Annotated in this window: 9 protein-coding genes; 5 read left to right on the top strand and 4 right to left on the bottom strand. The window is 56.7% G+C overall.

Going from position 1 to position 13,328, the window contains the following annotated elements:
- Nucleotides 1-2 precede the first annotated feature (2 nt).
- Both rnr and IEY52_RS14205 read right to left on the bottom strand, forming a co-directional pair.
- Complete coding sequence (gene rnr, locus IEY52_RS14210; protein ID WP_189003363.1) at nt 3-5,174, bottom strand: ribonuclease R; 5,172 nt, start codon at nt 5,172-5,174, stop codon at nt 3-5.
- Between the two features lie 146 nt (nt 5,175-5,320).
- A complete protein-coding gene (locus tag IEY52_RS14205) occupies nt 5,321-6,091 on the bottom strand; it encodes an exodeoxyribonuclease III (protein WP_189003362.1) in 771 nt (256 codons plus the stop codon).
- 63 nt (nt 6,092-6,154) lie between these two features.
- On the opposite strand from IEY52_RS14205, the gene IEY52_RS14200 reads away from it, so the two are divergent.
- The 3 genes from IEY52_RS14200 (at nt 6,155) to IEY52_RS14190 (ending at nt 7,327) form a co-directional block, all read left to right on the top strand.
- A complete protein-coding gene (locus IEY52_RS14200) occupies nt 6,155-6,466 on the top strand; it encodes a hypothetical protein (protein WP_189003361.1) in 312 nt (103 codons plus the stop codon).
- Between the two features lie 79 nt (nt 6,467-6,545).
- The gene (locus IEY52_RS14195; RefSeq protein WP_189003360.1) at nt 6,546-6,761 is read left to right on the top strand and encodes a hypothetical protein; all 216 of its coding nucleotides are present in this window, start codon (nt 6,546-6,548) and stop codon (nt 6,759-6,761) included.
- On the top strand, nt 6,761-7,327 hold the full coding sequence (locus IEY52_RS14190) for a non-canonical purine NTP pyrophosphatase (RefSeq protein ID WP_189003359.1): 567 nt from the start codon (nt 6,761-6,763) through the stop codon (nt 7,325-7,327). Before IEY52_RS14195 ends, IEY52_RS14190 begins: the two co-directional genes overlap by 1 nt.
- Before the next feature lie 265 nt (nt 7,328-7,592).
- Here IEY52_RS14190 and IEY52_RS14185 read toward each other — a convergent pair whose 3' ends face one another.
- The gene (locus IEY52_RS14185; RefSeq protein WP_189003358.1) at nt 7,593-8,960 is read right to left on the bottom strand and encodes an FAD-dependent oxidoreductase; all 1,368 of its coding nucleotides are present in this window, start codon (nt 8,958-8,960) and stop codon (nt 7,593-7,595) included.
- A 332-nt stretch (nt 8,961-9,292) separates the two neighbouring features.
- On the opposite strand from IEY52_RS14185, the gene IEY52_RS14180 reads away from it, so the two are divergent.
- Together IEY52_RS14180 and acs are read left to right on the top strand one after the other, a co-directional pair.
- Nucleotides 9,293-10,450 carry a hypothetical protein gene (locus tag IEY52_RS14180; RefSeq protein WP_189003357.1) on the top strand — a complete coding sequence of 386 codons (1,158 nt, stop codon included), beginning with the start codon at nt 9,293-9,295 and terminating at the stop codon, nt 10,448-10,450.
- Between the two features lie 370 nt (nt 10,451-10,820).
- Complete coding sequence (acs, locus tag IEY52_RS14175; protein ID WP_189003356.1) at nt 10,821-12,758, top strand: acetate--CoA ligase; 1,938 nt, start codon at nt 10,821-10,823, stop codon at nt 12,756-12,758.
- Nucleotides 12,759-12,812: 54 nt separating this feature from the next.
- On the opposite strand, the gene IEY52_RS14170 is transcribed toward acs, so the two are convergent.
- Entirely contained in the window at nt 12,813-13,262 is a 450-nt protein-coding gene (locus IEY52_RS14170) for a rhodanese-like domain-containing protein (RefSeq protein ID WP_189003355.1), read from the bottom strand.
- Nucleotides 13,263-13,328: the final 66 nt, after the last annotated feature.

Below are 13,328 nucleotides of genomic sequence, written 5' to 3'. Positions count from 1 at the left end.
GTTTACTCTTCGCCTGAACCGTCGGTGGGTTTGCCGTTGGTTTTGGGTTTGCGGCGGCGGCGTTTCTGGGCATCGCTTTTCTGGGCAGTGCCTTCAGGTTTGGCCTGTTGCACCGCTTCAGGTTTGACCTGCGTCTGTTTGGGTTCTGCAGGCTGGTACTGCTGGGGCTGGGGAACTGCACGTTCAGAAGGGCGCTCGGCTTTGTTCTGATTGCGCTCCTGGCCACGTTCAGGATCCCTCGGCAGTTGCATGGGCTTCTGGGGACGGGGCTTCTGCATGGGGATGGGGGACTCACCCCGAGGACGGCCCTGGTTCTGCCGACCCTGATTCTGGCGTTCCTGCTGGGGCTGGTTGCGTCCCTGCTCCTGGTTTCTGGGCTGTTGGTCCCGACCCTGGTTGCGGTTCTGGTCTTGGCGCTCCTGCTGGGGTTGGTTGCGGTTCTGGTCTTGGCGCTCCTGCTGGGGTTGGTTGCGGTTCTGGCGTTCCTGCTGGGGCTGGTTGCGTCCTTGCTCCTGGTTTCTGGGCTGTTGGTCCCGACCCTGGTTGCGGTTCTGGTCCTGGCCTCTGGATTGCTGACCCTGCTGACCCTGCTGACCTTTGCCCTGCTGACGGCCCTGGTTCTTGCCCTGAGGAGGTCTGTTGTTGCCCCCTCCACGGAAGTCCCGTCTGGGTTGCTGGGGTTCATCGTCCCGCAGGTTCTCCACGGTCCAGTCTCCGAAGTAGAGTTTCTGCACCGTGACGTTCACCGGACGGGAGTACTCGTTTTTGGAGCGTTCCAGGGTCACCACCCGGCGTTTGCGGCCACCCTGGCTGTTTTGACCGTGGCTCTGGGCAGACTGGGGCGCGGGTTTGTTGCTGCGGTTGTTGTTGGTGGTGGGCGTGTCGCCCCTCTTGCGGGCGCGGGGTTTCTGATCCATGTCGTTCTCCCAGAGGATGAAATCGATTTGTCTGGCTGCCAGGTTCACGTTGGAAATCTGCACCTGCAGTTTGTCTCCCAGCTGGAAGCTCTGACCGTTGTTCTTGCCTTTCAGGGACATGGTGTCCTCGAAGAAGATGTAGTAGTCGGGCAGGCTGGAAATGTGCACCAGGCCCTCGATGCCATTCTGAATGGACACAAAGAACCCGAAGCTGGTCACGCTGCTGATGTGCCCATCGAAGACTTCACCCAGTTGCCCCTGTGCCCACAGACACTGGTAGTACTTGGTGAGTTCGCGTTCGGCATCGCTGGCAGAGCGTTCCCTTTCGCTGGTGTGGTCGCCCATGCCAACGAGTTTGTCGTGGATGCGTTCTTTTTCGGGTCCACTGAGCTCCTGCTGCAGGTGTTTGCGCAGCATGCGGTGCACCAGCAGATCCGGGTAACGGCGGATGGGGCTGGTGAAGTGCAGGTACTCCGAGAAGGCCAGTCCAAAGTGCCCCAGGTTGTGCTGGGCATATTTGGCCTGTTTCAGAGAGCGCAGCAGCAGATGATTGACCACGGTCTCTTTGGGGGTTCCACGCACCTGTTTGAGCAGGGCCTGATAGTTCTGAGGGGTGGGTTTCTCATCGGCTTGCAAACCCATTTTGGTGAGCATGTGGCGCAGTTCGGTCCAGCGGTCATCGCTGGGGTCCTCGTGCACACGGTACAGGGCCGGGATGTGGTGTTCGATCATGTACTGGGCCACGACCTTGTTGGCCAGCAGCATCAGGTCCTCGATCATGCCCCGTGCGGTTTCTTCCCGGATGGGGATCAGTTCGAGTTTGCCTTCCCTGTCCACCTCGACCTTGACTTCGCTGAGTTTAAAGTCCAGGGAACCTTCACGCAGACGGCGCTGACGCATCTTGTTGGTGATCTTCAGCAGCAGGTGCATGTCGCCTTCCAGGTGGCGGGCATGGTCGGGCAGGGGAGCAACCCCTTCACTGTAGGCCTGCACCTCGTCGTAGGTGAGGCGTGCCTTGGAGTGAATCACGCTGGGGGTGACGCTGTAGGTCAGGATGTCCATGTCGGGGCCCATCTCCACCAGCGCACTCAAGGTCAGGCGGTCCTTGTGGGGAACCAGGGAGCACACCCCATTGGAGAGTTTCTCTGGAAGCATGGGCAGGACACGACCTGGCAGATACACACTGGTGGCCCGCTCATAGGCCTCTTTGTCCAGCGCACTGCCTTCTGTGACGTAGTAGGACACATCGGCAATGTGGATGCCCAGCAGGAAGTTGCCGTTCTCCAGACGTTCGATGTGGATGGCATCGTCAAAGTCCTTGGCATCCCGTCCGTCCACGGTGAAGATGTTCTTTTCACGCAGGTCCAGGCGGCCTTCCAGCATCTTTTTGGTGATGCGGGTGGAGATCTTCTCGGATTCTTTGTCCACCTCGATGGGGAATTCATCCCGCAGGTTGTGCTGCGCGATCACCGCACGGGTTTCGGTTTCCGGGGTGATTTCGGTGCCCAGCACTTCCTTGACCCGTGCGTAGGGTTCACGGGTGTTTTCGGGCCAGTGCAGTTCGGCAACAATTCTGGAGCCCAGGGCCACACTGTCCAGCCCTTCGGAGAGCAACGGAATGCTCTTGGCCAGCCGGGTGTCATCGGGAATCAAAACCTGGTTGCCTTTGCGTTCTTCCAGGGTGCCAATCAGCTGGGCATTGCCACGTTGAACAATGCGCACCACTGTGCCACGCGGAGAATTTTCATTCTTGCGTTTCTCTTCGGCCTTGATCTGCACGGTGTCGCCGGTCCATGCACCCAGGGTGGCATCTGCAGGAATGAAGTAATCTTCCTTGCCGTTTTCCGGGATCACGAAACCAAAACCACTGCTCGAAGACTGGAAGCGTCCCCGGACCAGATTGCTGTCTTCTGGATAGGCGTAAACCCGCCTGCGGATGCGCACCAGTTTTTCTTCCTCGCTGAGTTCTTCCAGCAAGGATTCCATGTTGCGGCGGTTGCCCAGCGCATTTTTCATGATCCTCGGCAGCGCACGTTCCAGGTCACGCACATGCCAGGTTTTGCGTTTCTGCTTCATGAAGTCCAGCAGCACTTCTCTGGGATCTTTGTTGGAAAGATCGTTCAGGTCCAGTTTGGGTGCAGCTTCAGGGGCTGGCTGTTGTCCCTGGTTTTTTTGCTGCCCTCTGGATTTCTGGCTGCTGGGTTTCTGGCTGCCCTGTTCAGCAGGACTGTGCTGGGGATGCTGTGCCTTGAGGGGCGCTGTGGAGGTGGGTTCCTTGGCCCGTTTCAGGTACACGTAAGCAGGCAGATCCGGAGAAGCCGGGCTGCTCTGGGGGCTGGGAATGGAAGGTTTGCTGGGAGAGGTGAACGCACTGTCTTCACTGCTCTGTTCCAGCATGGTGGGTTGTGGGGCATCCTCAAGCAATTCAACTGCAGCTTCGCTCTGCTCCTGCAGCTCTTCCAGTTTCAGGGGTTCCTGGGTGGCTTCTGCTGGCACTTCTGCAGCTTTTTTCCCTCTGCCTTTTTTGCGAGGCTGGGGGGCAGACAGGGTTTCTGCAGTTGCACTTTCCACCACTTGCTGCACAGCAGGCTCTTCTGCAATCACACCTGCAATCACAGGTGTTTCAACAGAGGGCTTTTTGCGCCTGCTGGTTTTCTGGACAGCAGGCTGGGCCACAGGCTCCACGGCGGCTGCCACTTCTGCAGGTGCTTCAGCAGGGGCAGCTTCAGAAACAAGGGCTTCCGTTTTGGCGGCTCTGGTTTTGCGGTGATTGCGGGCTGGGGTCACTTCGGCAGCAATCACTTCAGTGGTCTGAGGTGCTTCAGCAAGCACTTCCTGAGCAGCTTCAGGCTGAACCTCTGCCACAGGAACTTCTTCAGGAGCGGCCACCTGCACGGTGTCGGTCTGGGTCAGGGCCTGGTCTGCCAATGCAGGTGCAGTTTTCTTGCGGCTCTTTCTGGCTCTGGAAGGCACCTCTGCAGGTGCTGGTTCCGTCAGGGTCACATCGGTGACCTTTGCTTCAGGGGCAGCTTCGACCACAGGTTGTGCAGCAACAGGACCAGTGGTGTCCAGAGCAGATCTGGGTTCTTCCGTCAAGGGTTCAATGGCAGGTTCAGCGGATTTGCGTCCCTTTTTGGACTTGCTGGTTTTGCTGGCCTGGGGTGCAGCCTGAAGGGGTTCTTCAGCTGCAGCCTCAACAGTCTCAGGTTCGGGTGCTACAACTTCTGCAGTCACATCTTCTGAGGTCACATCTTCTGTGGCAGCTGCTTCAACATCAAGCCCCGTGCTCACAGGTTCTGTGGGTTGCACGGTTTCTGTGGGTTGCACGGTTTTTTTCTTGCTGCCTCTGGGCTTTTTGGGCTGGGGTGCGGCAGGTTCTACGGGTGCACTCTCTGACGCACCTTGCACAGTGCTTTCCAACAGGGTCTCCAGCACAGGGGCTGCATCCGGGACTTCGGTCTGGATGTCTGCTGCCTGCACTGGGAAATCCAGCGCCACAGGCTCAGGCTGGACTTCTGCAGCAACAGGGTCTGCGGTTTCTGTGGGTTGCGCGGTTTTTTTCTTGCTGCTTCTGGGTTTCTTGCCTTTTTCCTGCTCTTGTTTGGCTTGCAGGTCTTCGGTGGGCAGGTTGCTCTGGGGAATGTCGGCGGCAATTTCTGCAGCACCGGATTCTGGTGCAGAAACCACAAGTTCAGCCACCTGTTCGGAGGGCATGGCGGGTTCCTGGGCAGGAATGATGGGGGTTTCTGCCAGGATGTCAGGATTGAGGGGTTGCAACTTGGCTTCTGGAGCAGAGCTGATTTCAATCTGTGGAACAGTCCCAGCCTTCTTGCGGGAAGGACGGGCTTTTTGGGCAGCAACAGGTTCTGCAACCACGTCTGTTGCCACAGGTGCAGTTTCTAAAGGCACTTCTGCAGGCTGCACTTCAGGAGCCATTGCTTCCAGAGGCTGTTTTTTGCCTTTTGCCTTGCTGGTGCTGGGCACTGGCTGCCGGGCAGGAACCGAAACCTCCTGAGGAGCTTCAGCAGAAACTTCAGAACCTTGCTGGTTCCTGGAGGGTTTTTTGTTGCTGGAAGCCTTCTTTTCTGCAGGGGTTTGTGCCTGAACGGCGGTGTCTTGCTGGGAAGATGTGGGGTTTTTGCCTCTGGCCTTGCTGGCTCTGGAGGGTTTTTCCGGATTGGAGGGGGTGTTGTTGTCGTCTGGCACAATGGTTTCAGGAGTGCTGAGTGAATCAGCACTGGTTTTGCGTTTAGGCATACTCGGGCCTCAAGACGTGAGAGTCGTACAAATTGTGGTCCTTAACTTTCGCCTGCACATCTCGTGCAACTGCACAGCGAAATCAGTGATTTCTGGTGCGGTTTTCAAACCACGCGAAAACGCGTCTTGGCTGCAGTATACCATTTTTAACCGAAGGGAAATTGGTACTTCACACTGACAGCAGCATGGTCACTCAGGCGGTTTTCGCGGTCTGTGTGGTAAAAATGGGCTTTTTCAGCCAGAGCAGGGGTGGTGAACTGGTAGTCCAGACGCCATCCCACATTGTTGGCGTAAGCATGCCCCCGGTTGCTCCACCAGGTGTACTCGGCCTGCCCTCCCAGCAGCTTGCGGTGGGTGTCAACCAGGCCCAGTTCCAGAAAGCGGGTCAGCCATTCGCGCTCTTCGGGCAGAAAACCACTGTTTTTCTGGTTGGCCCGCCAGTTTTTCAGGTCAATGGGATGGTGGCAGATGTTGAAGTCTCCGGCAATCAGCAGTTCCCGCCCTTCCAGACCAGCGATCAGATCGCGGACATATCCGAAGAACACCTCCATGAACTGGTATTTGAAGGCCTGTCTGATTTCGCCACTGCTGCCAGAGGGAACGTAAGCACTGACCACCGAGAGGGCATCAAATTCCACAGTGAGCACCCGTCCTTCAATGTCAAAGTCGGGAAACCCCATGCCCTGCGTGACTTTGCGTGGCGCAACCTTGCTGGCCAGGGCCACACCACTGTAACCAGGCCTTTCTGCCACATGCCAGTGGGTCTGGTATCCAAGGTCATCGAAGAACTCGGGATGAGGGAAAGCCCTGACCTCCTGCATCAGGAGGACATCGGGTTCATTTTTGCCGATCCATCCGGAAAGGTCTTTCTGGATGGCGCTTCTCAGGCCGTTGAGGTTCAGTGTGGTGACATGCACGGTATCAATGTACCAAGTTGGAGGGCTTGCTTTTTTAGTAGAATGTAACGCAAGGAGGCTGTTATGGCGGTGATTCTTTTCTTTGATGCTGAAGGACAAACTTTTACCTGGGATGACCACGAAGAAAACAGCAAGCGCGTGACCCGCAAAATCCGCGACTGGGCCGAAAGAAACGGCTTTGAACGCCTTGCCTTCTGGCGGGACAAGAAAGAACCCCACAAGCTCTTTGTGGAACTGGGCGGCACCAAACTGAGCTACTGGGTGCCAGAGCACATCTTCATCAATGGAGATGACACCAGCGTGGAAGAGCAACTCGATTACGCCAGAGGAGCACAGCGTCGCTCTGCAGCGGGTTACAACAAGTTCGACCGCTGATCCATCCCCTTCAGATTCATTCAGACAGATGTCAAACTTCACCCTCAGGGATTTTCCCTGGGGGTTTATGCTGTGGGTCATGTACCAGACTTACGCAGGCATCCTGGAAGCCATTGAAGTGCAACCCATCCACGGCCTCAACTTTTACACCCTCACCCTGCGCTCTGCGGATGGATTGCGCAGAATCCGGGTGCAGGACACCCTGACGCCCAGAAATTTGAAAGTGGGAGACAGCATTGAAATCGATGTGCTGCTGGGGAATGTGACCGAGATCCGGATCTTGCCCACAACCTGATGGAAACTGTTTTTTACCTCACCACCAACCCGGGAAAAGTGCAGGAGGCCCAGCGCATCCTGATTGCTCAGCATGGCCTGGACCTGCAGATCATGCAGCCTGATTTTGAAATCCCAGAAATTCAGAGCGACGCCTGTGCAAAGGTGGCTTTGTTCAGTGCCCGGTATGCTGCAGAGCGCCTGGGAAAACCCTGTCTGGTGTCCGATACAGGCCTGTACCTGGATTGCCTGGGAGGTTTGCCCGGACCCTACAACGCTTATTTTGAGAAGCAACTCGGGGTGCAGAAATTTCTGTCCCTGATCCAGCATGAAACCAACCGCAAAGCCCGACTGGAGCACTGTTTTGCGTTCTGTAAACCCGGGCATGAACCTGTGGTGTTCTCAGGAGGCGGCACAGGCACCATTGCTTTTCACTCCAGAGGACATCTGGGACGCTGGCATGACCTGTTTTATGTGCCTGATGGAGAAGATTTGACCCTCAGCGAACTCCGGGCCGTGGATCCTGAAAGGGAAAGCCTGTACTGGGGCAGGGCCATCCATGAAGTGGGGGAATGGTTGAGGGGGTAAGATCCCTCTGCTTCTCGCTTTCGCTTGGTGGTTCCCCTTTGAAGAGGGGAGGGCAAGATCCCCCTGCACTCGTTTCACTCGTGCTGTCCTCCTTAACGAAGGGGGACAGCCTTGCAGGTGCGAAGCACTGGGCAAGGCAGGGGGGATCTGACCCTCAGCAACTTTGACGAGGAAATGCAGACCATGCCAGACAACAAAAAGTCCCCCTTAACGAAGGGGGACGGCTTCAAGCTTTAGCGAGAAGCAGGGGGGAGTGCAAGAGGATTTACCCCTTCACAGTCTCCAGAGCGCTGAGCATGTCCTGCACGGTGGCAAATTTCACGCGGGGACGGCCCTGGGCTTTGCCTTTTTCGGTTTCGTGTCGGTCCAGTTCCAGCCAATCCTGGAAGGTCACCACACGGGCACCTCTGGCGGCCAGCAAGGCGTCCACAGCTTCGGGGGTGGCGTTGGCGTCGTCTGCTTTGGGCAGGGTGGCGGCGTCTTCCAGGAACAGGTTCACGGAGTCCACAGCGCAGGCCTTGTTGGTGCCGACCACGCCGGAGGGGCCACGCTTGATCCAGCCAGCGGTGTATTCGCCGGGAACCACGCCGTTTTCGGTCTTGACGCGGCCACCTTCGTTGGGGATCACGCCTTTGCGGGCATCGAAGGCCACGCCGGGGAGGGCCACGCCTTTGTAGCCCACGCTGCGCAGCACCATGCCCACATTGAGGGTTTCAAATTCGCCGGTGCCCACGGCTGCAACCCAGCCGTCCTGCTCGACCAGTTTGTTCTTCTCGATTTTCAGGCCTTCAACACGGTCGGTTCCGATGATTTCCACGGGGGAAACCAGGAAACGCAGGTGCACGCGGCGGGGTTTGCCTTCCAGAGGCTTCTCGCTGAAGTGCTGCAACACTTCCACGTTCTTGGCAGTGCCGGGGTTTTCCATCTCTTTGGCAGAGAGTTCGTCCACCTGCACTTCGGCGGGGTCCACGACCACGTCGGCGTTCAGCAGTTCACCGAATTCACGCAGCTCTTTGGTGGTGAATTTGGCCTGTGCAGCGCCACGGCGGCCCAGCACGTAAATGTCTTTGACTTTGGAGTGCTTCAGTTGCTCGATGGCGTGGTCTGCCGTGTCGGTCAGGGCCAGTTCCTCAGCGGTTTTGGCCAGGATGCGGCTCACGTCCACAGCCACGTTGCCCACGCCCACCACGGCAACACCCTCGATGTCCAGGGGCATGGTGCGGTCTGCGTAGTCGGGGTGACCGTTGTACCAGGCCACGAATTCGGTGGCGCTCATGCTGCCCAGCAGGTTCTCTCCGGGAATCCCCAGGGAACGGTCAGAGGAAGCACCCACGGTGTAGAAAATGGCGTCGTAGTGGGCTTTCAGATCATCGTAGGTGATGTCGGTGCCGAAGTTGACGTTGCCCAGAAAGCGCACTTTGGGATTGGCGGCGATTTTCTGGAAGATGTTGGTGACGCTCTTGATTTTCTGGTGGTCGGGAGCCACACCGTAACGCACCAGCCCGTAGGGGGTGGGGAGACGGTCAATCAGGTCCACGGTCACGTCGTACTGGGTCTGTTTCAGCAGGGCTTCGGTGGCGTAGAAGCCCGAGGGGCCTGCGCCGATGACTGCGATGCGAAGAGGTCTGGTCATAATGTACTCCTTACACTAAGTTCTGTTCTTAAGTTTACCGAATCAGTCAAGATTGATTGCCCATCTTGACTACACAGACACAAACACAGGGGAACTTTCGGGGTAACAACAGAGAAGAAAGGGTGAAAGGTTTATTCCTCAAGCAGCTCTGGGACGTGCACTTCCAGCTTTCTGCCTTCTGAGAAATGCAGGCTTGCCCCGTGTTTCCACAGCTCAAAATAAGGCAGAAAGGGTTCATGAATTGGGACCAGAGGCTCAGTGTTGCGATTGTATACAAAGCAGGAAATAATGGTTCAAAAGCATTTTGAAGGTTGTTCTGAAAAGGAGTCCACATGCCCAAAAAAGCCATTTCAGCCCTGATTGCCCTGTCCCTGATGCTTTCTCCTGCGCTGGCCTCACCCTTGCAGGGCCTCAACATGGATCCTTTAAACGATGCCATTCAACTGGACCTGATGATTGATGTGCAGGGTCAGCCCTGGGTGGCCTGGATCGAACGCAACCGCACCACCAAGATTGATGACGTTTGGGTGAAGCGTTTTGATGGGACAACCTGGAATCAGGTTGGGGAGCGCATCAACACCGAACCCGAAAAGTCCGGCCAGACCCCCATGCTCCGAACGGGTCCCACGGGTGACGTGTGGATTGGCTGGACCGAACAGCGTGGAGATGGCGACATCTTCGAGGTGAAACACTGGAATGGGGACACCTGGGAATACAACCTGGACCAGCGTCAGGGGATTGACCTGACCAATGCGGCCCGTTCCCGTTCGCTGGCCGTGGAGCCCGATGGCAGCCCAACCATCACCTGGAGCGAGATCATCAAGACGGGCATCAAACTGGAAATCAAGCACTGGAACGGCGACATCTGGGAGCGCACCGATTCGCTGGGCCTGAGCCCTAAAAAGATGGCTTCGGAGTCTGTGCTGCTGATTTCTGCGAATGGCAAACGCACGGTGGTCTGGACCGAGGGGAACGGTGCAGACAGCAACCTGTGGGTCAAAGTCAAACAGCCCGGAAAAGACTGGGAGATTCTGGGAAACACACCTTTAAATGTGCGCCAGAACGTGTACATCACCCCGCCCAGCATGACGCTGGATGGAGCGGGACGTCCGGTGGTGGCCTGGCCTGAAGAAATCAAAGACGGACTGCCCAACATCTTTGTGAAACGCTGGGATGGTGAGAAATGGCTTGCTCTGGGCGGTTCCTTAAACGTGCACCCTGAACGCTGGGCTCAGAAACCCTCGGTGGCTGTGGACCAGAGGGGCCGCGTCTGGGCCGCCTGGGCAGAAGAAGCCGAAGACCACCGCACCCTTTATGTGAAAGTGTGGGACGGCAAAAAATGGAATCTGCTGCGCAGCTTCATCAACATGGACGCCAGCCACGATGCCCACAGCCCGGTTTTAAAGGCTGCCCCAGACGGCAAATTGTTTCTGGCCTGGATTGAAGGCAGCTTAAAGAACCATCAGGTGTACGTGACAGAACTGCAGTAAACGGACCTTGAAGACCGCAAGACAACTCCGGGTGGGTTTCAGAACTGAAACTGGCCTGGAGGTCTTTTTTTGGTCCAGAAGCCTAGACACCATACCACTTGAGAACGAAAACGAAAATTTTTTCTGCTGTTCAAAATTTTAACAGGTGTTTTTGATGGAAATCCGGTCTGTGAAACAGAATTTTGAAACACAGAGTGAGAGAAATTTTTTGAACCACTGATCAAATCTCAGGCCAAAACAGGCGTTTTCGTGTCTTTGTTACTTAGACAGTAGTATTCCGAAACACTGCAATTCCATCAAAACAACCAACCCTGAATTTCAGAAACCTCGTTATAGTGGGAGAAACACCACATTGAGCACGGAGGAAGACATGAGCGACAAGGCAATTGAGAATGTGCTGCACGAAAATCGGATTTTCCATCCCAGCGACCAGTACCAGACCACCACTGGCACCTCGCTTGAAACCTACCAGCAGAAGTACCAGCAGAGCATCGAAAATCCCGAAGCCTTCTGGGGAGCAGTGGCCTCGGAACTCCACTGGTTCCAGCCTTTCAGCAAGGTGCTGGACTGGAATGAGCCTTTCGCCCAGTGGTTTGTGGACGGCAAAACCAACCTCTCTTACAACGCTCTGGACCGCCACCTGCAGGACCGTCCCAACAAAACCGCCATCATCTGGGAAGGCGAAGACGGCGAGGTTCGCACCTACACCTACGCTGAATTGACCGCTGAAGTCAAAAAATTCGCTAACGTGCTGGTCAACCTGGGGGTGCAAACCGGAGACCGGGTCACCCTGTACCTCCCCATGATCCCCGAAGCTGCTTTTGCCATGCTGGCCTGTGCCCGCATTGGAGCCGTGCACAGCGTGGTGTTCGGAGGTTTCTCCAGCGGAGCCCTCTCAGACCGCATCAACGATGCAGGGTCCAAAGTGCTGATCACTGCAGATGGTGGATACCGCAGGGGCAGCACCGTTCCTTTAAAACGCAACGCAGACAGTGCTGCAGAGAACACCCCCGGTCTGGAGCACATCCTGGTGATCAAACGCACCGGTCAGGACGTGGACTTCAAAGAAGGCCGGGACGTCTGGTACTTTGATGCCGTCCAGAACGTCAGCGCAGAACACGAAGCGGTGGCCCTGGATGCCCAGCACCCCCACTTCATTCTTTACACCTCCGGCTCCACCGGGAAGCCCAAAGGCGTGCTGCACGGTCTGGGTGGCTACATGGTCAACACCTACCAGACCACCCAGACCGTTTTTGACCTCAAAGAAGACGACATCTACTGGTGCACTGCAGATGTGGGCTGGATCACCGGACACTCTTACATCGTGTACGGACCCCTGCTGAACGGTGCAACGGTCCTGATGTACGAGGGTGCGCCCAACCAGCCTGACTGGGGCCGCTTCTGGAAGATCATCCAGGACCACAAGGTCACCATCCTGTACACCGCGCCCACCGCCATTCGCAGCTTCATGCGGGCAGGCAGCGAGTTCCCCAACAGTTACGACCTCTCCAGTCTGAGACTGCTGGGAAGTGTGGGTGAACCCATCAACCCTGAAGCCTGGGTCTGGTATTACACCGTGATTGGCAAAGAGAAATGCCCCGTGGTGGACACCTGGTGGCAAACCGAAACCGGCAGCATCATGATCACCACGCTGCCCGGAGCCCACGCGATGAAACCTGGCAGTGCAGGAGTGCCCATGTACGGTGTGGACGCTGCCATTGTGGATGCAGACGGCCATGAACTGGGCGCAGACGAGGGCGGTTTCCTGGTGGTGCGCAAACCCTGGCCCAGCATGCTCAGAACCGTCTACGGCGACGACAACCGTTACAAAACCCAGTACTGGGGCGAGATTCCCCACGTGTACTTTGCTGGTGACGGTGCCCGCCGCGACAAGGACGGCTACTTCACCATTGTGGGACGCATTGATGACGTGCTGAACGTCTCCGGGCACCGTCTGGGCACCATGGAAGTGGAATCTGCACTGGTCTCTCACCCTGCAGTGGCTGAAGCTGCTGTGGTGGGTCGCCCTGATCCCATCAAGGGAGAAGGCATCGTGGCCTTCGTGACCCTGCAAACCGGTTTTGAGGCCACCGAGCAGGAACTCAAAGCCCACGTTGCCAAAGAAATTGGAGCCATTGCCCGCCCCGATGACATCCGTTTTGCCGAAGCCCTGCCCAAAACCCGCTCTGGCAAAATCATGCGCCGCCTGCTGCGCCAGATTGCCGCCGGACAGGAAATCAAAGGGGACACCAGTACGCTGGAAGATGTCTCGGTGATTGAGAAGCTGCAGAAAGCTCCCCAGCAATAACCTTAGATCATGAATGTAGGGGCGCAGCACGCTGCGCCCTTTTTATGTTGATTTTTACCCCACCAGAGGCGCTTCATCCCCCAGCGTGCCTTCCACCGCAAACCCTTCCCTGCGCCAGTATTCGATGCCGCCAATCATTTCTTTGACCTGGAAACCCAGGGCGGCCAGTTTCAGGGCGGCTCTGGTGGAACCGTTGCAGGCCACGCTCCAGCAGTAGGTCACGATCGGTTTGTCTTTTGGGAAATGTGCAGTGCTTTCTGCATTGATTTTGCTGTGTGGGAAGCTGATGGCCCCCGGAATGTGGCATTCTTCAAAGTGCTTGCTGGAGCGGGCATCAATCAAAATGAAGCTGTCCAGCCCATGCTGCAGGTCGTAATGCACATCTGCCGGATCGGTTTCCACGGTCAGTTTTGCTGCGAAGTGCTGCCAGGCGATTTCGGGGGCAGCGGCAGGAACAGAGAGCACCTGGGAAATGCGGCTTTTGATGTTGAGGGTTTCAGTCATGGGGATTCCTCCTGCCTGCTATGCTAGGTGAAAAGTGCCTCCCCAGACAGGAGCACTTTTGTCTCA

The sequence above is a fragment of the Deinococcus roseus genome (genome assembly GCF_014646895.1).
GTDB classification, from domain to species: Bacteria; Deinococcota; Deinococci; order Deinococcales; family Deinococcaceae; genus Deinococcus_C; species Deinococcus_C roseus.
The sequence above is the reverse complement of the archived record's forward strand: the minus strand, read 5'-3'. Positions and strand labels throughout refer to the sequence as shown.